Source organism: Dokdonella sp. (assembly GCF_041395345.1).
Taxonomy (GTDB): domain Bacteria; phylum Pseudomonadota; class Gammaproteobacteria; order Xanthomonadales; family Rhodanobacteraceae; genus Dokdonella.
The window spans coordinates 28198-54356 of record NZ_JAWLAR010000009.1; the positions used below are offsets into that span (position 1 = coordinate 28198).

Sequence of the window (26159 nt, forward strand, 5' to 3'; positions counted from 1 at the left end):
CAGCATTCCCGATGCCGACATCCGAACTCTCCGTGGTGAGCCATCGCGGCGGTGGAAGCCGTCCAGCCTTAGCGTCGCACGAGTCCGTGCAGCAGCCTCTTGACCTGAGTCAGTGTATCGACAGGCAAGTCGCCCTATTCTGTCCGCAAGTCAAACCGGCGCGCCTCTGGGAGATCACGTTGAAAGCCTTCATCCTTGCCCTGCTGGTCCCGCTTGCTTGCCCGGCTGCGCAGGCTCGGCACGAACACGAACATGACGGCCAGACGCTCGCAACTGCGGCGACCGCGAATCCGGCTCGGAGGTTTGAAACGGACGCCCCCTTGCGCGAAGGCATGGGCCGCATCCACCAGGCACTGAACGAGCTGCGCCACTACGAGATGGGACACATGCCGGAATCCATCGCCGTGGAAAAGGTCGACGAAATCCAGTCGTCCATCGACTATCTGTTTGCGAACTGCAAACTCCCGACCGATGCCGACGCCGCCTTGCACGCCATCCTCGTGCCCTTGCTCGACGCCGTTAACTCGTTCGACAAGGATCCGAAGGACATGGCCGCATTGGCCAGCATGCGCAAGGCCGTGGATGACTATCCGCACCGTTTCATCGATCCGGATTGGCCGTTGCCGGGAACCAGCGCGGAACACGCCGGCCACTGACGCACGACGCCGTACTCGCCGGACCCGGTTGAGTGTGCCGGATACGGGCTACACAATCGGCTTCACTCCTGAATTCGCCACAGGGAAGACGGGCTGATGCGCTACGTGGGACGCGTAACGAACTGGGATGACGAGAAAGGCTACGGGTTTGTCACGCCCAACGGTGGTGGCGAACGCGCCTTTGTCCACGTGAAGGCCTTCGAGAATCGCGGCCGTCGACCGGTTGAGGGCGATCTCATTTCCTACGAGCCGATCAAGGACCAGCGGCAGCGATTGAATGCGGCGCGGGTCCGACATGTTGTTGTTGCGCGCACCACCGCTACGCGCAGGAATGGCCGCTGGTTTCCGCGCCGAAGCCTGGGTGTCATCGTGCTGCTGGCAATGGCCATCGCCACTTACGGCGGCAAAATACCGCTGGTCGTCACCCTCGCTTACATCGGCATGAGCCTGATCGCGTTTTTCGCCTATGGCCTCGACAAGTCGGCCGCGCGAACCGATCGTCAGCGCACCCCCGAAAGCACCCTGCACGCGCTGGAACTGCTGTGCGGCTGGCCCGGCGCCCTGATCGCGCAAGGCACCTTCCGCCACAAGACCCGCAAGCTGTCATTCCAGATCGCGTTCTGGTTGGTCGTCGCACTCAATGTCGGGGCGCTCGCCTGGTTGATCCAGAGCGGCAGGCTCAACATGCTGGCTTAGGACGCAATCGGGCTCCCGCAACTCCCGCAAATCGCGCAACCCGATCAGCTCAACAAGCGGCATTGATACGCCAGGTACAAGATCATGGACGACGTCGATCAAGTCTGGTTTGATGGTGCTCTGGAAACAGGATCGTCATGCTCGAAAAGTACCTACAGGATGCGCTGATCATCTGGGCCACCATCGATCCGATCGGAACGATGGCGCTGTTCACGGCGCTGACGGCACACCAGACTTCGGCACAGCGACGGCGGACAGCGATCAAGACCGTGCTCTACGCCGGCACGGTTTTGCTGGGCTCGATCGTGGTGGGCCAGATCATTCTGACCGCCATGGGTATCCGGCTGGTTTCATTCCAGCTCAGCGGCGGCATCATTCTCTTCCTGTTTGGATTGCAGATGATTTTCGGCTCGGGAAATCAAACGTCCACAACCGAGCCCGAGCACGACATCGCCGTATTCCCGCTGGCCATTCCTGCCACGGCAACGCCAGGAGCAATCCTGGCCGTCATCCTGATGACCGACAACCACGTACATCCTGTTTCCGTGCAGGTGGGGACGGCACTGATCACGGTCGGCATCCTCACCATCACCCTGCTGCTGCTTTTGCTTTCCACGCGGATCATCAAGATCCTGGGCGTGAATGGAGCCTCGATCCTGACCAGGGTCATGGGCATCATCGTTGCGGCGCTATCCGTGGAGTTCGTCATGAATGCGCTCGGCGTCGGTCAGTGGATCGGACCGGCTCCCTGACGATGCAGGTGCGGATTGCAGTCCTCTTTTGGTGGCGGGCTTGTACGCTTGTGGCCACGGCGCACGCTCGATGTGATTCGGGGAGTCCGCGTCTCAATGATCCCTGCCCCGGAATACACTTCGAAGGCTTCTGATCTCGACTGCTGTCAGGTTGACCATCGCGTCCTCGAGGCTTCGGATTGCAATTCGGGTTCGGCCTGATCACTTGATTCGGTCTCGTGCCACCCCATGCGGGGACACTCGAATTCAGAGCTACGCTCAACGCGCCATAGGCCCTGCTTCCGGGAGGAAACGGCAAGGCAGTATCGCAAGTTCCGGGGCGCGGCCGAGAGCCGAAGCATTTTCGATGAATGCGTGACACTTCGGGTTCTGCCAAATGCTTATGCCGGAATCCCGTTTGCTTATTCACACGGCGAGTACCGACAGCGGCCTCTCGGGACGATCCATATCCGCTACGATCTTCATCGCCCGCACTTGGCGACGTTCACCGGGAAAGTCAAAGCGGGTCGCTTCTTGATCTTCTGGAGGCTGGTCTTGAGTCCTGAATACCTGAAGAAGAGTTTGGCCTGGATCATTCTGGTCCTGGTCGCGTTTGCCGTGTCGATAGCCGTGCACGGCGGCATCGATCCGGTCGACGCATTGCTGATTTTCGCCTTGTGCTTCGCTTGCGAACTTGTCGACAGCGGCTTGGGTATGGGCTACGGGACGATCCTGACTCCAACCTTGCTCCTGCTGGGATATGACGCGCATGACATCGTCCCGACTGTTCTGATGTCCGAACTCCTGAGCGGTCTTACGGCGTCCTTTTTTCACAACGAGATCCGCAACGTGCAACTCGGCTTCCGTGGACGCGACTTTCTTCCCGCGGCAATCCTCGCTGCGGGCAGTGTCGCCGGGGTCAGTGTCGGTGTGGCTTTGGCCCTGAACCTGCCCAAGGATTCGCTCAATCTTGGCGTGGGCATCATCATCCTCGCATCCGGATTCTTTGTGTTACTTCATTCAAGGCGTCATATCGAATACCGGCGCTGGAAGATGGTTCTGCTGGCAGCCGTCGCCTCGTTCAACAAGGCTGTGAGTGGCGGTGGCTACGGTCCGCTGGTGACCAGCGGACAGATTCTCAGCGGCGTCAGCGGCAAGGCATCCATCGGCATCACTTCGTTTGCAGAGGCTTTCACCTGCCTGCTCGCCGTGACCCTGTTTCTGGCCCAGGGCGAGCAGCTGAACCTGATCCTGTTCGTGCCGATGTGTGCCGGAGCATTGCTGTCGGTTCCGTTTTCGGTCTTTGCCATCAGCGTGGTCAGAGAGGACTTGCTCAGAACCATCATCGGCGTCGTCACGATGCTCATGGGCGCGCTGACGCTGATCAAGCTGGCAACCTGATCACTACGGCATTGCGTGCGGATACCGGCGAGCCTACGGCAGCTTCCACTCGCCTCTTTCGATGGCCCATTTGAGCGCATGCCGCCATGGCGCAAGCTCGATGCCGTGCGCCGCCAGCCAGTCGATGTCGAACAGGGTTTCGCGATAGCGTTCGCCGCGGTCGCAGAGCAAAGTCACGATGCTTCCTGTTTCACCGCGTTTGCGCATTTCCGTGGCCAGTTGCAGGCAGGCAATGAAGTTCGTGCCGGATGATCCGCCGTAGCGGTGTCCGAGCAGGATCTCGAGCAGCCAGGCAGCGGCAATGGAAGCAGCGTCGTCCACTTCGAAAACCTTGTCGACTATCTCGAACAGAAAGCCCGGTTCGACTTCGGAGCGCCCGATGCCTTCGATCAGGGTCGCGCGGCTGGCCCGCACGGAGCGGTCGCCGGTGCGCCAGGCTTCCGCGAACGCGCCGCCCATGGGCTCGGCGACACACAGTCGCGTTGGCAGTCGACGGTAACGCAGATATCGCCCGATCGTGGCCGACGTACCGCCCGTGCCGGCGCCGCAGACGATCCAGCTTGGTTCAGGGTGGGTCTCCTTGCAGAGCTGACCAATGATCGACTCGGCGATATTGTTGTTGCCGCGCCAGTCGGTCGCGCGTTCGGCAAGGCCAAACTGGTCAAGATGACAGGCACCCTTCGCAGCATGTTCGCGCGCACGCGCGTGCACCTGGCCGGCATCCTCGACCAGATCGCACAGACCCCCGAGCGCCTGCACGTCCCGAATCTTGGCCGGCGAAGTGGATGCCGGCATGACTGCCGTGAACCTGAGGTCGAGCAGGCGTGCGAACCAGGCCTCGGAAATCGCGGTGCTCCCGGACGAGGCATCGACCACGGCCTGATCCTTTCGCAAACGGCCGTTGCATAGCGCATACAGATACAGCGAGCGCGCCAGCCGGTGCTTGAGGCTGCCCGATGCATGTGCGGCTTCGTCCTTGAAGTAGAAATCGATTCCCGGAAATCCGTCGAAGGTCAGGTGCAACAGATGCGTATCCGCGGATCGGGCGGCCTCCTTTTCGAGCCGCCCGAGTGCGTCGTTGACCCAGGCACGATTCTCGAGCTTCGTGCCGCCAGTATTTCGTTTCACCATCAGTCGACCTTCTTTGCCAGCACTGCCGTGGCGGGTACCGTGCCATCAGCTCTGGAGGCTGATTTCTCGCGGCGCGGCCTGATCCACAGGCGGGCGACAAACCAGCTGAACAACAAGGCACCGATAGCAAAGATGGTGTCTCCAGGAACTCGCATCCAGACTAGCAGATGGATGATCGGCTGGGTCATGAACTCGGCGGATCGCGCAAACCAGTAGCCGTGTTCCAGAGCAGCCGAGAGTTGCAGCACCCCGAGCGGGAGCAGGGTCAGGATGGCCATCAGCGCGAGGCCGATGTTGAGTGACCAGAACGATGTGCGCAGCCATCCCTCGTTCCAGTACAGGTCGGGCTTCAATCCGCGCAGGCAGAACAGCATCAGTCCCAGGCCGAGCATGCCGTAGACGCCGAACAAGGCGGTATGCCCGTGCAGCGGGGTCAGGTTCAGACCCTGCATGTAGTAGAGCGCCAGCGGGGTGTTGATGAGAAATCCGAACAATCCGGCCCCGACCAGGTTCCAGAACGAAACCGCGAGGAAGAACATGATCGGCCAGCGGTAGCGCTGCATCCAGTCGGTGGATCGGCCATGCGACCAGGTCTCGTAGGCTTCCATGCCGATCAGGGCCAGGGGCACCACTTCAAGCGCCGAGAACGACGCCCCGAGTGCGATCACGCCGACCGTGGTACCGGCGAAGTAGAGGTGATGGAAGGTGCCAAGCACGCCGCCCGCCATGAACACGAAGGTCGCGAACAACACATTGACGGTGGCCGTCTTTCCGCGCACCAGCCCGAGCTTGACGAACAGGAAGCTGATCACGGCGACTGCGAACACCTCGAAGAAACCTTCGACCCAGAGATGCACGACCCACCAGCGCCAGTACTCGACCATCGATATGTGCGTGTGCTCGCCCCACATCAGGCCGGCGCCATAGAACAGTGCGATGGCGATGGTCGAGAGGAACAACAGACCGACGATCGAGGACATCTCGTCCTTGCGCTTCAGCGCGGGCCAGAGTGCGCGACCGACCAGACCGAGCCAGAGCAGCAGGCCGACAAACAGGAAGATCTGCCAAAAGCGACCGAGATCGACATATTCCCAACCCTGATGGCCAAACCAGAAATTGTTGGCCAAGCCCAGCTTCTGCATGACCGCGAACCACTGTCCGGCAAACGCACCGACTACGATGATCAGCAGACAGCACCAGAGAATATTGACGCCGAGTACCTGGTACTTCGGCTCGTGTCCGGACACGGCGGGACCGATATACAGACCGGTTGCCAGCCAGGCGGTGGCGATCCACAACACGGCCAGCATGGTGTGCCAGGAGCGCGTCAGCGAGTACGGCAGGATCTTCGAGATATCGAAGCCATAGAACTGCTGGCCTTCGACCTGATAGTGCGCCGTGATCGCACCGAGCAGGATCTGCACCAGCACCAGGGCCAGCACCACCCAGAAGTATTTTGCCGTCGCGCGCATCGACGGAGTCACCGTGATGCCTGCCAGCGGGTCCCTGGCCGGCGGCGTCAGATGCGGCTCCTTGCTGTGCCAGACCGCGTAGTGCCAGGCCAGCAAGCCGATGCCGGCGATCATGAAGAGCACGCTGAAAACCGTCCACATGAAGGATCCCGGTGTCGGCGAGTTGCCGATCAGGGGCTCGTAGGGCCAGTTGCTGGTGTAGGTAATCTTGCTGTCGGGTCGTTCGGTCGATGCCGCCCAGCTGGTCCAGAAAAAGAATCCGGCCAGTTTTTGCCGGTGTTCAAGGTCAGGGACGGTGTCGTTGCGCATGGCATAGCCTTCGCGCAGCTTCTGTGTAGCCGGATCGTTGCTGAACAGGCTTGCGTAATGCGCAGCTACGTTGGAGATGGCGAGCGCTCGATCCTCCGAGACGGTCATCGTGTCGGTGTTCGGGTCGTAGCTGTTCGTGCGCATCTCGGCGCGCAGGCGCGCCTTCAGTGCGTCCTGTCGCGGCACATCCAGTTCATCGTACGCAGCGGCGTGATCGCGTCTTGCCCACATGTCGAGCAGGGCCATCGACTCGCGATGCAGCCAGTCGGCACTCCAGTCCGGGGCGACCAGAGCACCGTGCCCCCAGATCGATCCGAGTTGCTGACCACCGAAGGACTGCCAGACCTGGCGTCCGGTTTCCAGATCGGCGCGGGTAAACAGGACCTGTCCGGACGCGGTCACGACACGCTCGGGCATGGGTGGCGCACTGCGATGGATTTCGTTGCCCATCCAGAGCAGTACGGCAAAGGTCACACCCAGCAGAATGCCGAGCGCGATCCAGAGGCGGCGGGTAGTGGACATGACGCAATTCCCCAATCAGGAAGATGTCCAATTGTCATGCCACTCCGGAAATCCGGCCATGATCTGGATCAAGCCAACGCGCACCTGCGAGGTGGCAGCGGCGTCATGACTTGCCGAGTGGTTTTCCGGCAATGGCCACGGGCGGGATCAGCCGTGCAGGATGCAACGCGCCATTTTTCTCAGCTGAGGGGAGTCCAGCAATTCGACGTCACGCTCTTCAACCTTGATCAGGCCCTGATCCTGAAAGCGTCGAAGCACGCGACTCACGGTCTCGGCGGCCAGGCGCAAATGGTTGGCGATGTCGCCACGCGCCATGCTCAATCGAAAGCGGGTCGCCGAGAATCCGCGCGCCGCATAGCGATCGGCCAGCAGGATCAGAAAGGCGGCCATTCGTTCATTCGCGCTGTAGTCGCTGGCGAGCAAGGCAGCCTTGCCGATATCAGCGCTGAGAAGGCGAAACAGCTGCTGCTGTATGCCCGGCAAGCGTGTCGCGAGCATCGCCAGCGCAGGGAATGAAAATCGACACAAGTAGACCGTATCGAGCGCAATGGCATCGCAGGGATAGCGGGCCGGATGGATTGCGTTGAGCCCGACCATCTCACCAGGCAGATGGAAACCCAGCACCTGCTCCCTGCCCTCCTCATCGACCGTGCAGGTTTTCACGGTGCCCGCCCGCACCGCGAAGATTGACTCGAACGGCTCGCTCACGCGAAAAATGCTGTCGCCGGCACGGTACGGCCCGACGTGCTCGACCAGGCAATGCAAATCCTTCAGCGCCGGCTTGTCGAATCCACCGGGCAGGCACACTTCTCCGAATGCGCAGGTCGAGCAGAAATTCAGCTCGTCGCCATCGCCGGCTTCAGGATCAAACGCAGGCAGGCGTCCTGTTGGTCGGGTACTGCTCATGGTCACCGGCACATTCCCCATTATCAGCGATGCGGCAGATCGCCCCACCCCAGGGATGTCCGGGATGCAGGCAAGCGGAATCATACGCAGGTGGTCATGCTTGCGTGAAATCCATTCGAACCCGGGCCAGCGGATTGCGCGGAGATTGCGGATGGAAGCTGCCCGGTTTGGGCTGGAGCACCGGAAAGTGCTGGATGGAGGAGACTTCCGAAAATCTCCGTGAAAATGCCCGGCAGGCAATGAACCATGCCCGACAACGATCGCAAGGGAATGCGAGAGCCGACTGAACGGAGTGCCTGCGCGAAAACTCGCGTTCGGAAATCCTGCTCAAAAGATGTCGAATCGAAACAGGATTGATTCGCGTCAAGACATCGTTCGCGGGTCAAGCAGTAGAATCCCGTCATCGTTTTCGCCCAGGAGAATCTCATGAACGCACCCGACAAGAACCGCCGTCGCTTTCTCGTTTCCAGTGCCGTTGCCCTCGGCAGTCTGCCGCTGATTGGACAGGCGCTGCGTCAGCCAGCCCACGCCGCCGACCTGCCGCCCCTGCCCGAATCGAATGCGCAGGCAGCCGCGCTGAAATATACGACCGATGCGAGCAAGGCCACCGCACCGAACTACAAGGCCGGAAGCGATTGCGCAAACTGCCAGTTCTTCCACCCCGACACGAAGGGCTGCACGCTGTTCGCCGGCTTCTCGGTGGAACCGAAGGGATGGTGTTCGGCCTGGGCTGCGAAAGCCTGAGTCCTCGTATCCACTAATGCTCACGGCAACGGCCCGCCTGATCGCGGGCCGTTTTCATGGGTGATCACGGCGCAGCGCAGATGCTTCCCAGCCTGGCCAGTTCGATGGCAGGCTTTGCGAAGTTGATCGAGGACAATTCGCCGTCATCGGCAACGCTGTACCAGATGGCGCCGTTCGGCAGCAGGACGACGAGGATGCCACCGAAGCCCGACATGAAGGGCACCCAGGTCGGCTGGTCGCAACCCAGTTCCTCTTGCAGGTCGCGCGCCCAGAATCCGTGCTGGTAGCGGAATTTTGCAAGATGGGCGGCTTGTAGTCCGCGGTGCTGCGGGTCGCGTTGCATGGCCTGGTCGAGCAGCGTGTCATCGAGCAGGGGTGTGCCGTCGATGCGACCATGGTCAGGGCCGAGGAATTGGCCGATTTTCGCGATGTCGTCGGCATGCAGAAACAGGCCCCATCCGAAGAATGGCTGCGCATCGACATCGTAGGTGCGGCGTGTCGTGCGCGCAGTCGGGCTTAGCTGCAGTGGTGCGTAGATGTCGGCCTCGACGACATCGCGAAAGATGTCGCTGGCGGGCTCGCCAGTTTGCTGCCTGAGCACGTTGGCTAGCGCCACGCCGAGCAGATACGTATCCGGCGTGTGGTAGACCCATTGGCTACCGGGCTCGCTGGCGCGAGGGTAGGCTTCGCAACTGAAGGCGAGTTTGTGCGCGTAGCGGGTTGCATCAAAGAACGGGACAATCCTGGCCGCGTCTTCGTCGGCCATGTAGGCCGATGAATCGTAGTGACCCGTGCTCATGTCGAGCAGATCCAGCAGCTCGACGTCCTTCCAGGCCTCGGTACGGCAACCGCTCGCCGGCACATGGGGACTCATCGGCTTTTTCGCTGTACCCGGGAAACGCTTCTCCATGCGCATCAGGGCTACACCGGCAACCATCGACTTGGCTACGGAATAAGACGGCACCACGAGTTCGTCGCAATACGGATAGTTACCGTGGCGCGTCGAGCAACTCGACACATAGTGCGTGCCCTCGAACACCACCCCATGACGCGTGCGCGCCTTGTCAGCTGCAGTGATGAGGTTCGGCACAATGATGCCGGGGTAATCGGTGGCAAGTTCGGACAAGGGTTTCGTCGGCAGGCGCGCGGCGACCTCGCGTCGGTAGGCCTCGACCAGGGCATCGGCGTTGGCGACGGGTTGCGGCGTGTAGCGTGCCTCGAGCCAGCCCCACATGTCGCGCTGCAGGTAGAGGCAGGTTTCGCTGCCGATCTGCATCGCGGCGCGCTTGAGCACGTGGGTATCGCCGAACAGGATCATCAGCACGCCGTTGTGCGTGCAGTTGGCGTTCTTCTGGGTCAGCGCGAACGGGATCGCCGCGCGCGTGTAGCCGTGGTCGCCCGGTTCGTCCCAGACGCGCCCGGGTTCGAGGATCACTTCCCACCAGGCATGCGAACTGCGGATCGGGCCGCGCTGTTGCGGAATCAGCACGTCGCCGTGCTGGACAAAGGCGTAGTCGAAATCCGCGGGCCAGGTTTTCGATACGGCGATATCGGCGGCGTCGAGATAGTCGCGGTTGGCGATGAGGGTGCGCGTCGAAGGCTTTCCGCTGATCTGCAGGCGCCCTTCGAAGCGGTGCGTGGGCGGTTTGGCATCGGCCGGCGGGGCATAGGCCGTGAAGTCGACGTTGCTCCGGTAGGTGCCCGAGGTCATCGTTTCGAATTCCAGCGCTTCGCGAGCCTGCGCGGGCGTTGCGAACGAGACGAGGAGTAGCAGGGAAAGGATGGGTCTGTTCATGTCAGCGCGCTTTTGAAAGAAACTTCGCGGACAGGTGGTGGGGGTGGCGCGGGGTGCGTACCCTCACCCCGGCCCTCTCCCGGGGGGAGAGGGGGCAGAGCGGTCGGGTACGCGCCCGAGGTCATCGTTTCGAAATCCAGCGCTTCGCGAGCCTGCGCGGGCGTTGCCAACGAGACCAGGAGTAGCAGGGAAAGGATGGGTCTATTCATGTCAGTGCGCTTTTGAAAGAAACTTCGCGGACAGGAGGGGGGGTGGCGCGGGGGGGGCGTACCCTCTCCCCGGCCCACTCCCGGGGGGAGAGGGCGCAAAAAGGCAGACCCGCCATGGTGTGCTTTCACTCTTCTGCGGCGGTTCGCTGACTGGGCCATCGTCATCTCAGATGCCGCCGATGCCGATGTACTTGAGTTCCGTGTAGTCGTTCAGGCCATACTTCGAACCTTCGCGACCGGTGCCGGACTGCTTGACTCCACCAAAGGGGGCGAGCTCGGTCGAGATGATTCCGGTGTTGATGCCGACGATGCCGCATTCGAGCGCCTCGGCCACGCGCCAGCTGCGGGCCAGGTCGCGCGTGTAGAAATAGCCGGCCAGACCGAACTCGGTGTTGTTGGCCATCGCAATGACTTCTTCTTCGCTCCCGAAGCGGAACAGCGGGGCCACCGGGCCGAAAGTTTCCTCGCTCGCGATCAGCATGGAGGCATCGACATCGGCGAGCAGGGTAGGCTCGTAGAAGGTTCCGCCCAGAGCATGGCGCCGACCGCCGCTGAGGACCTTCGCACCCTTGGCCACCGCATCGGCGACATGCTCCTCGACCTTGGCCAATGCGTTGCTGTCGATCAGCGGTCCCTGGTCGGTCTGGCCCTGCAAACCGTTGCCAACGCGCAGTTCCTTCACGGCCTCGGCGAGCCGGGCGGCAAAGGCATCGTAGATACCGTCCTGTACGAACAGGCGATTCGCGCAGACGCAGGTCTGGCCGGTATTGCGGTACTTGCTGGCGATGGCACCTTCAACGGCGGCATCCAGGTCGGCATCGTCGAACACGATGAACGGCGCATTGCCGCCGAGCTCCAGCGAGACCCGTTTCATGCCCTCGGCGCACTGCACCATCAGCTTCTTGCCGACTCCGGTCGAACCGGTGAAGCTGAGTTTGCGCACGGCGGCATGCGAAGTCATGGCGCCGCCAATCGCCGAAGAGCGGCTACCGGTAACGATATTCAGCACGCCCGGTGGCAGGCCCGCACGTTCGGCGATCACTCCATAGGCTAGAGCCGAATACGGAGTTTGCAGGGCCGGCTTGCAGACCACGGTGCAACCCGCGGCGAGTGCCGGGCCGATCTTGCGCGCAAGCATGGCCGAAGGAAAGTTCCACGGCGTGATCATGGCGACCACGCCAACCGGCTGGCGCAGCACCATGATGCGCTTGTCGGGCGCGTGCCCCGGTATGACGTCGCCATACATGCGCTTGGCTTCCTCGCCAAACCATTCGAGAAAGCTTGCCGCGTACACAATCTCCCCGCGGGCTTCGGCCAGCGGCTTGCCTTGCTCGGCAGTCAGGATGCGGGCGAGATCCTCCTGGTGCGTGAGCATCAGCTCGTACATCCGGCGCAGGACCTGGCCCCGCTCCTTCGCCGTCTTCTTCGCCCACGCAGGAAACGCCGCGCTTGCGGCAGCAATCGCTTCACTGGTTTCGTCCGCGCCGAAATCGGGCACGGTGCCGAGCAATTCGCCATTGGCGGGATTGCCGACTTCGCAACGTGCCTCGTTCACGGCCCCACGCCATTCGCCGGCGATCAGGCATTGCGTGCGCAGCAGTCCCGGATCGGAAAGCCCGAGATTGGCGCATGGATTGTTTTCGGAGGTCACGCAACTTTCTCCAGCTGATCAACTTGTATGGTTGCGAAGACGGCTGCAATCGAGGAAAGCGCCAGGACCAGAATGCCGAACCCGATCAACAGGTCGAAGTTGCCATCACCCAACAGCAAACCACCCGCGAGCGGCCCCGTGGCCAGGCCGCACTTCGAGACGAAGCCGCCCAGGGTGGCCAGTCTTCCACTGAGGTCCAGTCGCGAAACCATGCCGAACAGATAGGGCACGACGAACGACCAGGTGATCGCCGTTCCAACATTGGCGATCAGGAAGACCCAGTTGTACTCGCTCCAGAAGAAACCTGCGGTGCCGGCCAGGGTCAGCAGGAATGCAGCGATCAACGGACGCATGCGGCCAAAGCGCGTACCCATGAAGATGACCAGCCCGGCGCCGGCAGCGCCAATCCAGGTGGCCCAGCCCAGGGCCTGGCCGATGAAGTCGCGCGACAGCGCGGCACTTTCACCGAGACGGATGATGAAGGCGGCCAGTGACATGTTTCCGGCCTGGAACAGGAACAGCGCAAGCAAGGCGAGGACGACGGTCAGTTTTCGATAGCTGGCCGGAATCGCCGCCAGCTCTGCCTTGCTGCGGTTCTTGCCGAGATTTTCCGGGATCGCCAGCATCGAGAGCAGTGCCAGCGCGGTCAAGCCGGCCAGCACATAGAACAGAATCTGCGTGCCGTAAGTCGGCACCAGCAGCGGCAGGAACATCACGCCGAGCCCGCCGAGTCCGAACTGCAGCACGAGCAGCATGCCAAAGGCACGATCCGGGGAGTTCAGGCGCGCCATCACCGAATAGACGATGCCGACCGACATGCCACCGATGAATCCGTGTCCTGCACGCACGATAGTCAGCAAGAGCGGATCGCCGATCAGCACCGAGCCCAGATCGATCGCCATCAGTAACGCGAACAGGATGCCGAGCGCAGGTTTCCACTCGACACGGCGCACGATAAACACGGCGGTCAGGCTGCCGATGCTCGCACCGTAGATATTGGCCGAACCGACCATGCCGGCCTCGGCATTGCTGAAGCCAAGCCCGGTGATCAGACCATCGACGATCGCCGACATGATGTTGATGTAGAAGAATCCTGCCGTCGCCAGCAAGGCAAACAACAGGTACAGCCAGAGACTGTCGGAGAGTTTCGTTGCGTCCGCGGGCGCCATCGATTCAGCTGCTGCTTCGCTCACTGCGGATGTCCTGTGGGATGTGATTCGATTTCAATGCCGGCCTCGATGAGCAAGTCCCGCAAGGGAGCCAGTTCGTTCTCGTGGCGTCGCCACAGCCCGACCGAACTGCGGTACATCGGCTGACGCACCTGTGCCGCGCTTGCAGTCAGTGAGGGTTGCGGGTTTTTCTCGAACGAAAGGCAGGCGTCCTGCCACGACAGGCCGGCGAACGCGACCAGTTCGCGACTGCGCTGTTCCTGATTGGCTACGAGATCTTCGTAGTCGATTTCAAGCAGACGGCTTGCCGGAAACACTGCGCGCCAGTGTCGCATGAGGCGGTCATAACCGATCCAGTAGCGAGCCAGGTCGCCCAGATCGTAGGAGAACGGGTAGGCCATGCGAAACAGGGTCTTGTACATGGCATAGCAGACATCCATCGGATTGCGCCGAAGATGGATCACGCGCGCATTCGGCAGGGCTGCGGCAATCAGGCCGAGGTAGAGAAAGTTGACCGGCGTCTTGTCCAGATAGCGGACCGCTTCGCCTTCGGGAAGATGTGCGCAATAGCGCCCACCGAGCATCCTGAAATCCAGAGTCGTCGAGCGCCTGACCATTTCAGCCTTGCCGGAAACCTTGCCTGCACCCTTGACCAGGGCCATGGCCAGGTCGCTGACCTCGCCGCGACTGGTCACGTCAGTGTGCGAACTGAGGATGCGGTCGACCAGAGTCGTGCCACTGCGCGGCAGGCCGATGATGAACAGCGGTCGCGCGTCGGCATGACCCGCATGCTCGCGGGCGAAGAAATCCGCATCGAAGGCCTGTGCGATCAGTTGCATCGTTTCGAGGTCTTCTTCGACGCGATAGCTCAGCATGCGCCGGCGCAGGTCGGCCCCCTGCTTGAGGGCGGCAAAAGAGCGCACCGGATCGCCAAGGTCTTCAAGCTCCTTGGCCAGGGCATATCCCAGTGCCACGCGACCGGGCGCAGCAGGCGGCGTTTTCGCCAGTTGCGACTCGATCGCCTCGACATGATTCTGATCGACCGTCTGTTTGCGCAGCGTGGCGCGGTTGTACCAGGCATCACTGTCTTCGGGTCGCATCGCAATGACCTGATCCAGCGCTGCCTCCGCCTCGGCCAGCCGACCGAGCGCAATAAGCGAGGTGGCATGGTTGTAGATCAATTCCGGATGGCCCGGTTGCAACTGCCGGGCACGCGCATGGCATTGCTCGGCCTCGGCGTGCAGTCCGAGTACGGCAAAGCGCTGGGCAACGTCCTGGAGCAGACGCACGGGTGGGTCGCCCGTGCGTGCAGCCAGGGTCTTCAATGCCGCGATGCAGGCGACACGCTGGCCGCTCTCGTGCAGCAAGTCGACGATCAGCATGGCCGGTGCCGGATGGTCCGGCTGCATGGCAGCAGCCGTCTTCGCCGTTGCCAGTGCTTCGTCGGCCTTTCCGCTCAGGCGTTGCGCATGGCCCAGCAGGACATGCGCCTCCAGGCTGCCGGGCTGCGCTTGCATCAGTGATCGAGCCGCACGCTCCGCATTCGGCCCGTCACCTTGTCCGAGCAGCCCTTCGATCTGCCGCAATGCCTGATCGGTTTCCCCCAAAGGCATGTTCAAGCGAGCATGCCTCCCTCCATCAGAAACGATAGCCGACCGTCACGCCGATGGTACGCGGTAGCGTGATCAATCCCTTGGACCCGTTGCCGTAATAGTTCTGCTCGGGCGAAGTACCCATGTACTCCTCGGTGTAGACGCCGGTAATGCCCTCGACGTTGCCAATGTTCTTGAGCCACAGCGTCGTATCCCAGTTGTCGCGGCTGTAGGTGGCCGAAAGATTGAAGATGGTGAAGCCGCCCATCGTGTAGCGGAAGCGCGGACTCTGGCTCAGCGCATTCTGCGTCGAGGATTGGGTATAGGCATCGCCACGGATCGTCAGCAGGCCGGACGCAAACGGAAAGCCGTATCCGGCCGAGGCATTGAAGCGATGCTCCGGCACGCCTGGCAGGGTATCGCCATCCACACCCAGGACAAAGCCGCCGTCCGGTGCCACGGCTTCGGAAGTCAGCTCGGCGTTGGTATAGGTGTAGCCAAGCCCGTAGGTGAAGCCATCACCCGCGCTGCCGGCGATTTCGAGTTCGATACCACTGGTCGCAGCCGATTCGGCATTGACCACGGCGAAGAAACCCCAATTCGTCGTCGCACTGTTGATTTGCGGATCCTGCCAGTCGACATAGAACACGTTGGCGTTGTAGGTCATGCGGCCGACCGCGCCCTTGAATCCGATTTCGTAGTTGGTGACCGAGTCCGGCTTGTAAATGGACCAGGCCGGGTCTTCGGCGAAGAAGCCGTCAGTCGGAACTCCATTGGTGCCGCCGCGGCGATAGCCTTCCGAAATCGTTCCGTAGAACATGTTGTCGGGGGAGAACGTCCAGGCGACATTGCCCTTGAACAGGGTACCGTCATCCTTTTCGGTCCCCTCTGAAACCGAGCTCACGTTGAAGGACGAGTACAGGCCCGTGGTCTGCTGGACATTGGTCTTTGCTTCGTCATCGAAGTAGCGGAAGCCGCCGGTGAAGCTCAGCGTGTCGCTGGCATTCCAGGTCAGCTCGCCGTAGATGGCGGTTTCCTTGAAGTTCTCCTTTTGCCGATACAGGTAGTCCTGATCGCTGATCACCGCATCGGTAATGCTTGGGTAGGCGGCATCCCACCACTGCTTGAATCCTCGCAGGTAGCTGTTCTGCGAGCTGTTGCGATCCTGGTCGCGGTAGAAGAAGCCGGCCACCCAGTCGAAGGTTTCGCCAACGTTGGAGACCAGTCGGAATTCCTGGATGAATGCGTCGTCGCCGTAGCCGCGCTCTGCGGTGGCCATCGGACGTGGATAGTTGTAATAGAACGCGGCGAGCCACCCGTTCTGCGCATAAAAACCGGTGTTCTCGCTGGTGATTTCGCCCTTCTGGCTGTAGTCGGCCGTACTTGAGGTCAAGGTGGCGAAACCCAGATCGAAGTTGGCTTCGAGGCTGGTCAGGTTGACGTGACGGGCGGCCGGTTCGGCCTGGATCGAACCCACTTCGAGATCTTGATATGGACGGCCATACCCGTCGGTGCCATACGTCGACGCGCGGCGACCCCCGAACCGGTCGGCCTGTGCCATGTAGCTCAGGGTAAAGTCGATCGCGTCGTTCGGCTTCCACAACAGCGACGCGCGCCCGTAGGACTGCTTGACGGAATCGGCGTCTTTCTCGCTGCGATAGGCAGCAGTATCAGAGAGCACGCCATCGGGCGCGACCGGGATGCCCTGCTCGTCCAGCACGTAGAGGTTGACGTAGTCGGTCGCCCCTGGAAAATCGTTGATCATGCCGTTGACGCGCAGCGCCCATGTGTCCGAAAGCGGAATATTCAGGGTCAGCGTGCCGGAGCCACCGATACCATCCGAGCCATCGACACTCGAGCCGCTCAGGCTGACCTGGCCGCCGAAGGCGTCAAGCTGCGGCGCCCGCGTGATGAAGCGCACGGCGCCGCCCAGGGCACCCGAGCCGTACAAGGTGCCCTGCGGACCGCGCAGCACCTCGACTCGCTCGATGTCCGAGAGCAGGAAGTTGGCGTAGAGCGGGACATTGTCGACATAGGTCGCCACGGTCGGCTCGGCGGTCACCGCGTAGTCGCCAAGTGCAGAGCTGTCGACATTCAGGCCGCGGATGCGAATGCCATTGACGACACTGGAATTGCGCGCACCACGATCGACCACGCCAATGCCGGGAATCAGTCGCATCAGTTCGGCCGTATCGAGAATGTGGAACTCCTCGATCGTTTCACCGGAGATGGCGCTGATGTTGTACGGCACGCTGAGGATATCTTCCTCGCGTCCCTGGGCAGTGACGGTGACGGGCGCGAGCTCCGTCGAATCGCCGGTATCGTCCTGCGCCTGGGCCTGGCTCATCAATGCCGAGGCAATGGCCACGGCCAGCAGCGTGTGACGCGTACGACAGCGTGGCGTGGGTGCGTTGTTCTTGCGATACGTGGTCATGTTGGCGTTCCCCATTTTCTTGTTGCGAGAGGCATCGGGTTGCTGGCTCTATGGTCAGTCGGGTTGCGGCAGTTCAAGCGGACCCAGCCGCGAAAGCGCTTCTGAATGCGCCCTGGCTGCGGCATAGGCCGGGTAGACCACCGGGTTGTCACGGAAGCTTTTCAGTGGCTGGCCGAGTCCCTGCCAGCCGCGCTCACGGCAGCGGCGCAGATAACCGAAATCGGCCTCGAACGGCATGACTTCCCGTTGCGATCCAGCCTGATGGATCACTTCGCCGCCGGGGCCGCAAATCAGCGATCGGCCGACACCCATGCCGCCGGCAACATTGATGTCGACGACGTAGCACTGGCTCGTCGCGGCACTGGCACGCACGATGCTGAGCTCGACATCGCGATCGATGGTATTGGTCATGGTCGGATGCAGGATGACTTCCGCGCCGAGACTGACCAGCGAGCGCGTGGTCTCCGGAAACCACATGTCATAACAGATGGAGAGGCCGAAGCGGCCGACATCGGGGACGTCGAAGACGAGAAATTCGCTTCCCGGAGTGATATCGCGTTCGTAGGGTCGGAACGGAAAGATCTTGCGGTAACGGCCGATCACCTGTCCGCATGGATCGATCACCGGTGTCGTGTTGAACACCGCACCATCACGGCTTTCGTAGAGTGAGCCTGGAATCAGCCAGAGCCCGGTGGCCTTCGCGATTTCACACAGTTGCGTTTCGGCATCGCCGGGAAGACACTGGGCGTAATCGGGGTTGGGACCAAAACCGCACAGTTCTCCGGCAACAACCATGCGTACCCATGGGAAACGCCGCGCAATCGAGGCCACTTCTTCGGTCAGTTTCCCGATGTTGTCGCCTGAAGAATAGGTGGTCTGCAAGCCAGCGATGCCGAAGCAGGCACCACGACCGTTGGCGATGGCAGTTGAAAAGGGCTGGACCAAGGCAGTTTCCGTTGCTGGCGGATGACAGCAACGACGTTAGCCGGAGGTGCGCAGCTCGATTAGTGCCAGTTGCGGACTGGGTATGGGTCCAGTTGTCTGGTGCCAGCCCTCATCGCCGAACCGGGTTTCAGGAGATCGTGGGCAATTCTCGAATCAGGCGACGGGTGGCATCAGGGCTTTCGCGCCTGCTTGCGCGCGGTCGACCCGGAACGCGTGATCACGGCGGTGTCGGCGAGGATTCCATCGGCGCCGTACCATCGCAACTGATCGCCATCGACGACAACCGCATAGCTCGAGGTTTCGGCGTAGGCCCAGCGCTGCCAGCATCGGTACCAGCGCCCCTCTTCGATCCACCAGCGACCCCGATCGCAATCTTCGCCGGAATAGCCCGCGATGCCCACCATTTCTCCATTGCTGCGAATTTCCAGCGTGGCGGGATCGCCGTACACGGTGCTGTACAACAGCGTCGCCCCAGCCATGGTCCTGCGCAGTGCGGCGCCACGCAGCGGTGCAATCGGCTCATCATCGATATGACGGGGAGCCATGGCCAGGTCGCCGCGGATCAGGCGCGAGAGATTCCTGACACCGTCGCGAATTTTTTCTTCTGCAATACCGGTGATGCCCATGCACAGGGCCTCGCGCCCTCCTTCGAGCCGGGTTGGCTCGACCAGTACGCCGATGGCGGCAGCCTGGCGCGCGAAATCACGAGTATCGAACGTCTCGGGCAGGCTGACCCAGTAAGCGCTGGCACCTGGCAGTGTCTTGATGCTGACGCGCTGGTGCAGATAGTGATTGAGCGCATCGCGAAGGGCGATGCGCCTGCCTTCAAGCACGCGACCTGTTCTGGCCAGGGCCGCCGAGTAGTGGCCGAGCCCGATGAAATAGGACCAGCCGCGCTGTATCAAGGTGGGAGGCGCGGTGCCCTGGATTCGACGCAACTGGCGCAGGCGCTCGATGAATGCGGGAACGCTGGCAACGACACCCAGGGACTCGCCGCAGGAAACGGCTGGCGACAGATTCCCGATGTAGATGACGCGTCCCTGCGCATCCATGGCGCGCAATGCTGGGGCAACATGGCTGCCATCGCGGGCACCCGGGGGCATGTCATGCTCGACCAGCACACCGTCTGCCGCGTTGATAAGGGCCAGCAACTGGCGCGGTCTGCTCGAGTTCAAGGGAAAACTGCGCCTTGCACTTGTGACGACGACGGCCGCGCGCGGCAGCGGCCGATCGACATATTCGTCCAGCATGGACAGATCCGCCTGGCGATCGCGCATGCGGCGCTCGAACTCTTCGTCGACCGGTGCTTCCAGCACGACCGGTGTGCCGCGTCCGACCAGCAGGCTGCCAACCAGTTGCAACGCATGTCGGGCCGACAGCGTGATCAGGATCTCGTCGGGCGTTGCGTCCATGCCTCGAATCGGCAGCACCTTGCCGCGGATTTCCTCAATCAGCTCGGCATCATCCATGTCGGTGGTGCTGCGACTCCATGCTTCGATCTCATGCCTCGAACAGGCCAGCCGCAAGGCCTCGCGCCATTCGGGATTGGGCAAGAGCGCCGCATCAACGCATCCTTCGATGAACGGAAACGGATATTGGTGCCAGTTGCCCGGGCAGCGGAAACCTTCATCCTTGGGCGCGGGCGGCAGGCGGGTCGCCAGGGGACCCTCCAGCCCGCCGCCACGCTGGCCGACGGCGATACGCACGCTCGGCACATCGGTGGCTACGAAGATTCCGCTGCGCGCGCGGCTGACCAGGTGGTTTTCCGCGATCAACGCGTCATAGGCGAGACTGACCGTGTTGCGTGCGACGCCTATGCGTTCGGCCAGACTGCGCGACGAAGGCAGGCGCCGGCCCGGACGCAGAACGCCACGATGAATCGCGTCGATCAGTTTTTGGCGGAGCTGGTGCTGCAGGCTCAGTGGACTGGCCGGGTCCAGCACAATGTTGAGGTCATCCATGCTGCGTGACGGGTGTCTGGTCGGGGAATTCATGATTCCGCGTCCAGAATAGCAGTGCCGCGGGCACACGCCACGTCCGCTCCGGACTTAGTCGGCAATGGCCAGCGCCTGCTCGAGCAAGTTCAGCCCTTCCTCCAGTTGGGATTCGGGGATCGTCAGCGGAAACAGCAGGCGAATGGCTTCGCGCAGCGAACCGCAACCGAGCAAGACAAGGCCAAGCGCGTGCGCTTTCTGCACGACCGCATTGGCAGCTTCGGGGTCGACTTCGTCGCTGCCGCGCGCGGCAAGCAGATCAAACCCGATCATCGCGCCAAGCGCACGGATATGTCCGATCGGGCGCAAGTCCTTGCGCGCCGCCATCGCATGCAGGCGTGCAACGACTGTTTCACCCAGCGAGTTGGCGCGCGCGACCAGGTTCTCGTCCTGCATCACATCGAGTACGGCCAGTGCCGCCGCACACGCGGCCGGTGATCCCGCATAGGTGCCGCCCAGTCCGCCCGGTTCGACCGAATCCATCACGTCGGCACGCCCGATCACGGCCGAAAGCGGCATGCCTCCGGCGAGTGACTTGGCCACGGTCATCAGGTCGGGCTGAATGCCCGAATGCTCGATGCCGAACATCTTTCCGGTACGCCCGAATCCGGTTTGCACTTCGTCGGCTATCAGGAGAATGCCGTTCTTGTCCGCGATCTCGCGCAAGGCCGCCAGCAGCTCGTAGGGCGCGGCGTGGAACCCGCCCTCTCCCTGCACCGGTTCGATGATGAAGGCGGCAATCTCGTCGGCCTCGACATCGGCCTTGAACAGGCGTTTCAGCGCAGCAAGGGAATCCGCAACGTGAATACCTTCGTGGCTGATCGGAAATGGCAGGTGATAGACCTCGTTCGGCAGCGGTCCGAATCCGCGCTTGTAGGGTGTGGTCTTGCCAGTCAGCGCCATCGCCATATAACTGCGGCCGTGGAAGCCTCCGGAAAACGCCACGACGGCCGAGCGCCCGGTCGCCTTGCGCGCGATCTTGATCGCATTCTCGACTGCCTCGGCGCCCGTTGAAAACAGAACCGACTTGACCGGACCGGCAATCGGAGCGAGCGCATTGAGGCGCTCGGCGACGGCGATGTAGGGTTCGTACGCCATCACCTGGAAAGCGGTATGCGTGAACTGCGAAAGCTGCGATTGCGCTGCCGCGACGACGCGCGGATGACAGTGACCGACATTGAGCACGGCGATGCCCGCTGCGAAATCGATGTAGCGGCGACCGTCGACATCCCACACTTCGGAATTCAGGGCGCGCGCGGCAAAAACCGGCATGGCGGTTGCGACACCGCGCGGCACGGCATCGATGCGCCGTTGCAGCAGGGTTCGGTTCTGGGTCATGGCACTACTCCGTTGTCTGCGCGCAGCTTGCTGTCACGCAGGAAAGCATCATAGGTCCAGACATTATGAAGTCGTGGAGCCAGATGAGCGAATCGACTCCCCATCACGGAAGTAGCGTTCAGTCTGCAGCGGGCTCGTTCGCGCACGGCCGAAGGAGCATCCAGGAGAGGATTGCTTGCGATGGCAACGCTGCAGCGTGCGTTATCGCGCAAGGGTCAATAGGATGGCGGCAACAGTCAAGGTAGCGCATAGATGCAAGCACAAGCACCCCTGAGCGGGCTCAAGGTGGTCGAACTGGGCCGCATTCTCGCGGCGCCCTGGATCGGACAGACCCTCGCCGACCTGGGCGCGGACGTGATCAAGGTCGAATCACCCGCCGGCGACGACACCCGGAGCTGGGGACCGCCGTTTGTTCACGATGCCGACGGCAACGAACGCGAAGCGGCGTATTTCCATTGCTGCAATCGGGGCAAGCGCTCCGTGATTGCCGACCTGCACAGTGACAACGGAATCGCGCTGGTGCGCGAGCTTGCATCGGGTGCCGACGTGTTCATCGAAAACTTCAAGGTTGGCGGGCTCGCGAAGTTCCGCCTCGACCACGCGTCGCTGGATGCGATCAACCCGCGTCTCGTCTATTGCTCGGTCACCGGGTTTGGCCAGGATGGCCCTTACGCTCAACGCGCGGGCTATGACGCGATGATCCAGGCCATGGGTGGGCTCATGTCCGTGACTGGTGAGGCGGATGGCTTGCCACAGAAAACCGGCGTCGCGGTCGGCGACCTGTTTGCCGGGCTGTATGGCGTCATCGCGATCCAGGCGGCGCTGGCCCAGCGCGAACATACCGGTCGCGGCCAGCATGTCGACATCGCGCTGCTCGATACCATGGTTGCGATATTGGCCAACCAGAACCTCAACTACCTGGTCTCCGGCGCCGTGCCGACACGACACGGCAATGCACATCCGAACATCGTGCCGTACCAGGTGTTTGCGGTCAGTGACGGCCACATCATGCTGGCGGTGGGCAACGACAGTCAGTTCGCGCAACTTTGCGAAGCGCTGGGAGATCCCGGTCTGGCCATCGATTCGCGCTTCCGCCGCAATGCCGACCGGGTCCGCCATCGGGATGTCCTGGTTGCGCGCCTGTCATCGCTGCTCGGGTGTCATCGCAGGAACGACATACTCGGCGAGCTGGACCGACGCGGCATTCCGGCGGGTCCGATCAATTCGCTCAGCGAAGTATTCGATGATCCGCAGGTCCGGCATCGGCGAATGCGGCTGGATCTTGAGGCACCGGATTGTTCGGGAGGTCGCGTTCCGGGCGTACGTACGCCGATCCGGTTTTCCAATGCATGCCTCAACCTGGACAAACCATCGCCAAGCCTGGGGCAGCACACCGAAGAAGTCAGAGCCGAGCTTGCGCAGGAGGCTTCGGATTCCGCAGGTTCTTCCGCGTAACGCGTAAGAAGATGCAGACTGCAAGCACGCACTTCTGCCGGCAGGACGCTGGCAGGACGCCAGCGACATCCGCCACCGACATCATCCCGATGTCGATGGCATTCTTTCGGGCTTGCTACTTCGGGTAAAGCAGCGTCACGACGAAGCGCAGGCCCCACTGGGAATCACTCTGCGGCTGTTCCACGTAATAGCGCACGCCACCTTGCAGGCTGACCAGTTGCTTGCCCCAGCGCGTGACCTTGCTGTACGCGATATTGAGTGGAACCGTCGCCTTGTCGGTTTCCCAATCGTAGGTCGACTCAAAATTGAAGCTGAGCGTCCGACCCTTGCCCAGACCCTTGGCGAGGAACGGCTGAAAATAGGTGCTGTTCACGTCGGCGCGATCATCGTCACCTGCGAACGACCAGATCTGGTTGACCAGGGCGCCATAGGTCCAGCCACTGGAGGTCTGCTTGAGCACGACAGCCGTCGGGCCAGCACCCCACTTGCCGGTTCCGAGCAGGTCATCGGTGCCGGTGGGAATCAACAGGACCGGACCGACACCCCAGATCCAGCCGCTGGCAGAAGGCGCCTTGGGCGAGAAGAACAGGCTCTGGGTCGTATCGCCGAGTCCGAACTGACTGCCTGCGCCCGGGAAGATATCGTTCTGGCTGATGATCGGCAGGATGGTGCGCGAAATCATGTTCCAGTCTTCGCTGATCGAGACGGGAATGACAGGCTGGATGTTCAGCGTGGTCTTGGTGCCGTCTTCGGCCGGGCCGACATTGTCGTCCCAGTTCAGCTGCAGGGGAACGCTGGTCAGGCTGGCGATCGGGTTGGACAGCTGCTTGGCCAGTTCGTCGGCCGATTGCTGCGCCATCGCGCCGCTGGAATACGCAAGCAGGCTGGTGCAGGCGACGAGAATCAGGCTGTAGCGCCCCGTGATCTTCATTTTCATCTCCGTTGATTAGCCCCCGCGGTTACGGCGGGGGCTGTCCTGGACGACATGACTGTGCAGCCAGTCCAGGACAGCAAGGTCAGGTGTTGCGCTATCAGAAATTGAAGCCGTAACCGATTTGCGGCCCGCTCAGGGTAAGGTCGGTGCTGCTGACGGCAGTCGGAAGATCGGCAGTCATGTAGCGGTAGCCGAACAGCCACTCGCCGTTCTTCATCGCGTAGCTGAGCGTGGCTGCGGTATTGAAGGTGCCGTCGGTATCGCCCCACGAGCCATCGACGCGAACATTGAGTCCCCAGCGATTGCCGAAGTCCCACTTGTAGCGGAATCCAAGCAGGAAGTCGTTGTAGGACTCGCCGGGATTGACGCTGACGGTGTCGAAATCAGGATTGGTCGGCTGGAACTTGATCTTCAGATCCACATCGATGTAGCGCAGGCCGCCAAACACTTCGAAGCCCTGGAAGCGCTCACCACCCGGGCTCCAGACCATGGCAAGGTCGAACAGGGTGGCATCAAGATCCGAATCGGTGCTCAGGACGTTGAAATCCCTGCTGTCGCCGAGACTCATGTACAGGTAGTCGGCAAACACTCCGACATGATCACCCTGACCTTCAACATGAAGCATGAATGCACCATCGAGCTTGTCGAGGATGTTCGAGAAATTCGTGTCCGAACTTGTTTCTGATGGCGGAACGTCGCGCGTGTGGTCGGTGCCGATGCTGGCGGCGAAAATATACGGAGCAACAACCCAACTCCAGCTATCACCCTCGGCCGCAGCGGCCTGAGTTGAATACGAAGCAGCACACATACCGGCAAGCGCAAGTGCAGTCGGGCGGAGAATCGTCTTCATCGCGGGAATTCCTAGGTAAAGTGAGGATTGAGCAATGCAAAGTTTACTCGCGTTAACGATCATTTTACATCCAATCGTGTCCGGAAAACTGCTGGTGAATCCGAACAAATTGTCACGCCTGGCACCCAGGCGAGGAAGCCTTCATGTTCAGGACCTCCCCGGAACCTGTGCCAACCAGGAACCAGTCGATTACTTGCGCGGTACCGGTGGCCCCGGGAACACCCACTTGCCGTCGATGATCTGCTGATCGGGTCGGTACATGCGGACCAGGTAGTTCCAGCCCTGCATGATCGGCAGGCAGTTTTCGATGCTGGTCGTGCAGCCTCCGAAGCGGATGGTGTAGGAGCCATCCTTGTTCGGTTTTGCAGTCAGGTTGTTGAGGCTGTAGGCATGAAGGTCGTTTTTTTCGAAGTAGCCCTTCGCATCGTAGAGGCTGATCGACCAGAAGCCCTGGACCGGCACGTCCTTGACGGTCAGCTCGTACTTGCCGACCGGCAGACCCGGCTCGACGTTCAGGTAGATGCTGTCCGTATCGGGAAGGCCGCCCCAGCCCGCCGCGCTCGCGAGCAGGAAATGGATCGGATCGACGTCGGACTTACTGCCGAAACCCTTGGAGACCCGCTTCAGTCCCTTGGACAAGGCAAGAATCGGCTCGAGCGTCGCCTTGAAGCTGGCTTCATCGTAGTTCGGCATCACGAACGGTTCCTGCGCTTTGGCGTTGATCTTGACCTGATCCTGCAACGCGTTGACCGCGGCCACATCGGCCGAATCCTCCGCGTTCGCCAGTATCCGCACGACCGCGCCGACGAACGGCGTATCGAACTTTTCCATCGTGAGCTCGTAGGTACCGGCGCCGTAATAGACCTCGTTCACGTAGCCGTCATTGTTGATGATCATCAACGACATGTAGCGCTTGCCTGCGTCCGGCATGGTGATCGTCGCGCCTCTGGAGATATTGACCACGCCCAGGCTGTAAAGCGTGTCGCGGTTCATGCGGATGACGTTCTGGTCGTCGATCGGCGTCGGCGTGCGATTGATCTTGAACTTGTTGGTTCCGCCGGCGCCCTTGGTGATGCCGTCAAATTCATGATCGGCCTGCGCCCTGGCGAAGTTGTCGACATTGACGACGATGGGATCGGCCGCCATGGCGGACGCGGACATCATGGCCAGGGCGCAGAGCGAAGCCCTCACCCCGCCCAGAAACAGCTTTTTCATTTCACTCACT

At 61.7% G+C, this 26159-nt stretch carries 20 protein-coding genes; 6 read left to right on the forward strand and 14 right to left on the reverse strand.

All coding sequences use genetic code 11. The annotated features are described in order from the left end of the window. The first annotated feature begins 179 nt into the window (after positions 1-179). The 4 genes from R3F00_RS09545 (at position 180) to R3F00_RS09560 (ending at position 3484) form a co-directional block, all read left to right on the forward strand. Complete coding sequence (locus tag R3F00_RS09545; protein WP_371281553.1) at positions 180-656, forward strand: DnrO protein; 477 nt, start codon at positions 180-182, stop codon at positions 654-656. Between the two features lie 96 nt (positions 657-752). Continuing rightward, a complete protein-coding gene (locus R3F00_RS09550; protein WP_371281554.1) occupies positions 753-1352 on the forward strand; it encodes a DUF1294 domain-containing protein in 600 nt (199 codons plus the stop codon). 137 nt (positions 1353-1489) lie between these two features. Beyond that, positions 1490-2104 (forward strand): MarC family protein, encoded by a 615-nt coding sequence (locus R3F00_RS09555; protein ID WP_371281555.1) that lies wholly within the window; start codon positions 1490-1492, stop codon positions 2102-2104. Positions 2105-2638: 534 nt separating this feature from the next. Then, positions 2639-3484, forward strand: a complete 846-nt coding sequence (locus R3F00_RS09560) for a sulfite exporter TauE/SafE family protein (protein ID WP_371281556.1) — start codon at positions 2639-2641, stop codon at positions 3482-3484. Between the two features lie 33 nt (positions 3485-3517). Here R3F00_RS09560 and R3F00_RS09565 read toward each other — a convergent pair whose 3' ends face one another. The 3 genes from R3F00_RS09565 to R3F00_RS09575 form a co-directional block, all read right to left on the reverse strand. Next, a complete protein-coding gene (locus tag R3F00_RS09565; RefSeq protein WP_371281557.1) occupies positions 3518-4612 on the reverse strand; it encodes a PLP-dependent cysteine synthase family protein in 1095 nt (364 codons plus the stop codon). 2 nt (positions 4613-4614) lie between these two features. After that, the gene (locus tag R3F00_RS09570) at positions 4615-6918 is read right to left on the reverse strand and encodes a nitric-oxide reductase large subunit (RefSeq protein ID WP_371281558.1); all 2304 of its coding nucleotides are present in this window, start codon (positions 6916-6918) and stop codon (positions 4615-4617) included. Between the two features lie 147 nt (positions 6919-7065). Next, positions 7066-7824: a helix-turn-helix domain-containing protein gene (locus tag R3F00_RS09575; protein WP_371281559.1), complete on the reverse strand. Its 759-nt coding sequence runs from the start codon at positions 7822-7824 to the stop codon at positions 7066-7068. Between the two features lie 546 nt (positions 7825-8370). Between R3F00_RS09575 and R3F00_RS09580 the strand changes: the two genes are divergently transcribed. Further along, positions 8371-8568, forward strand: a complete 198-nt coding sequence (locus R3F00_RS09580; protein ID WP_371281670.1) for a high-potential iron-sulfur protein — start codon at positions 8371-8373, stop codon at positions 8566-8568. Between the two features lie 64 nt (positions 8569-8632). Here R3F00_RS09580 and R3F00_RS09585 read toward each other — a convergent pair whose 3' ends face one another. From R3F00_RS09585 to gabT, 8 genes are all read right to left on the reverse strand, one after another. Beyond that, positions 8633-10363 carry a serine hydrolase gene (locus R3F00_RS09585; RefSeq protein ID WP_371281560.1) on the reverse strand — a complete coding sequence of 577 codons (1731 nt, stop codon included), beginning with the start codon at positions 10361-10363 and terminating at the stop codon, positions 8633-8635. A gap of 375 nt (positions 10364-10738) precedes the next feature. Next, entirely contained in the window at positions 10739-12223 is a 1485-nt protein-coding gene (locus R3F00_RS09590) for an NAD-dependent succinate-semialdehyde dehydrogenase (RefSeq protein WP_371281561.1), read from the reverse strand. Continuing rightward, positions 12220-13416, reverse strand: a complete 1197-nt coding sequence (locus R3F00_RS09595; RefSeq protein ID WP_371281562.1) for an MFS transporter — start codon at positions 13414-13416, stop codon at positions 12220-12222. The genes R3F00_RS09590 and R3F00_RS09595 overlap by 4 nt, the downstream gene beginning before the upstream one ends. Then, positions 13413-15005, reverse strand: coding sequence for a sulfotransferase (locus R3F00_RS09600; RefSeq protein ID WP_371281671.1), 1593 nt, complete (start codon positions 15003-15005; stop codon positions 13413-13415). Before R3F00_RS09600 ends, R3F00_RS09595 begins: the two co-directional genes overlap by 4 nt. A 25-nt stretch (positions 15006-15030) precedes the next feature. After that, the gene (locus R3F00_RS09605; RefSeq protein WP_371281563.1) at positions 15031-17418 is read right to left on the reverse strand and encodes a TonB-dependent receptor; all 2388 of its coding nucleotides are present in this window, start codon (positions 17416-17418) and stop codon (positions 15031-15033) included. 54 nt (positions 17419-17472) lie between these two features. Then, the gene (locus R3F00_RS09610) at positions 17473-18363 is read right to left on the reverse strand and encodes a carbon-nitrogen hydrolase family protein (RefSeq protein ID WP_371281564.1); all 891 of its coding nucleotides are present in this window, start codon (positions 18361-18363) and stop codon (positions 17473-17475) included. Positions 18364-18533: 170 nt separating this feature from the next. Continuing rightward, positions 18534-20357, reverse strand: a complete 1824-nt coding sequence (locus tag R3F00_RS09615; RefSeq protein WP_371281565.1) for a PLP-dependent aminotransferase family protein — start codon at positions 20355-20357, stop codon at positions 18534-18536. A 54-nt stretch (positions 20358-20411) separates the two neighbouring features. After that, positions 20412-21695, reverse strand: a complete 1284-nt coding sequence (gene gabT, locus R3F00_RS09620) for a 4-aminobutyrate--2-oxoglutarate transaminase (RefSeq protein WP_371281566.1) — start codon at positions 21693-21695, stop codon at positions 20412-20414. A 252-nt stretch (positions 21696-21947) separates the two neighbouring features. Between gabT and R3F00_RS09625 the strand changes: the two genes are divergently transcribed. Next, positions 21948-23150 (forward strand): CaiB/BaiF CoA transferase family protein, encoded by a 1203-nt coding sequence (locus R3F00_RS09625; protein WP_371281567.1) that lies wholly within the window; start codon positions 21948-21950, stop codon positions 23148-23150. Positions 23151-23265: 115 nt separating this feature from the next. Here the strand turns inward: R3F00_RS09625 and R3F00_RS09630 are convergent, their stop codons facing one another. From R3F00_RS09630 to R3F00_RS09640, 3 genes are all read right to left on the reverse strand, one after another. Then, the gene (locus R3F00_RS09630) at positions 23266-24081 is read right to left on the reverse strand and encodes a transporter (protein WP_371281568.1); all 816 of its coding nucleotides are present in this window, start codon (positions 24079-24081) and stop codon (positions 23266-23268) included. A gap of 100 nt (positions 24082-24181) precedes the next feature. After that, positions 24182-24934 (reverse strand): hypothetical protein, encoded by a 753-nt coding sequence (locus R3F00_RS09635; RefSeq protein WP_371281569.1) that lies wholly within the window; start codon positions 24932-24934, stop codon positions 24182-24184. Between the two features lie 189 nt (positions 24935-25123). Beyond that, positions 25124-26149, reverse strand: a complete 1026-nt coding sequence (locus R3F00_RS09640; protein ID WP_371281570.1) for a DUF1214 domain-containing protein — start codon at positions 26147-26149, stop codon at positions 25124-25126. Between the last annotated feature and the right edge of the window lie 10 nt (positions 26150-26159).

Coding starts and splice junctions, on each gene's coding strand:
- gabT (WP_371281566.1), bottom strand. CDS start 21,695: ATGACCCAGAACCGAACCCTGCTGCAACGGCGCATCGATGCCGTGCCG.
- R3F00_RS09600 (WP_371281671.1), bottom strand. CDS start 15,005: ATGCCTTTGGGGGAAACCGATCAGGCATTGCGGCAGATCGAAGGGCTG.
- R3F00_RS09570 (WP_371281558.1), bottom strand. CDS start 6,918: ATGTCCACTACCCGCCGCCTCTGGATCGCGCTCGGCATTCTGCTGGGT.
- R3F00_RS09625 (WP_371281567.1), top strand. CDS start 21,948: ATGCAAGCACAAGCACCCCTGAGCGGGCTCAAGGTGGTCGAACTGGGC.
- R3F00_RS09575 (WP_371281559.1), bottom strand. CDS start 7,824: ATGAGCAGTACCCGACCAACAGGACGCCTGCCTGCGTTTGATCCTGAA.
- R3F00_RS09585 (WP_371281560.1), bottom strand. CDS start 10,363: ATGAACAGACCCATCCTTTCCCTGCTACTCCTCGTCTCGTTCGCAACG.
- R3F00_RS09615 (WP_371281565.1), bottom strand. CDS start 20,357: ATGAATTCCCCGACCAGACACCCGTCACGCAGCATGGATGACCTCAAC.
- R3F00_RS09605 (WP_371281563.1), bottom strand. CDS start 17,418: ATGACCACGTATCGCAAGAACAACGCACCCACGCCACGCTGTCGTACG.
- R3F00_RS09550 (WP_371281554.1), top strand. CDS start 753: ATGCGCTACGTGGGACGCGTAACGAACTGGGATGACGAGAAAGGCTAC.
- R3F00_RS09630 (WP_371281568.1), bottom strand. CDS start 24,081: ATGAAGATCACGGGGCGCTACAGCCTGATTCTCGTCGCCTGCACCAGC.
- R3F00_RS09640 (WP_371281570.1), bottom strand. CDS start 26,149: ATGAAAAAGCTGTTTCTGGGCGGGGTGAGGGCTTCGCTCTGCGCCCTG.
- R3F00_RS09635 (WP_371281569.1), bottom strand. CDS start 24,934: ATGAAGACGATTCTCCGCCCGACTGCACTTGCGCTTGCCGGTATGTGT.
- R3F00_RS09555 (WP_371281555.1), top strand. CDS start 1,490: ATGCTCGAAAAGTACCTACAGGATGCGCTGATCATCTGGGCCACCATC.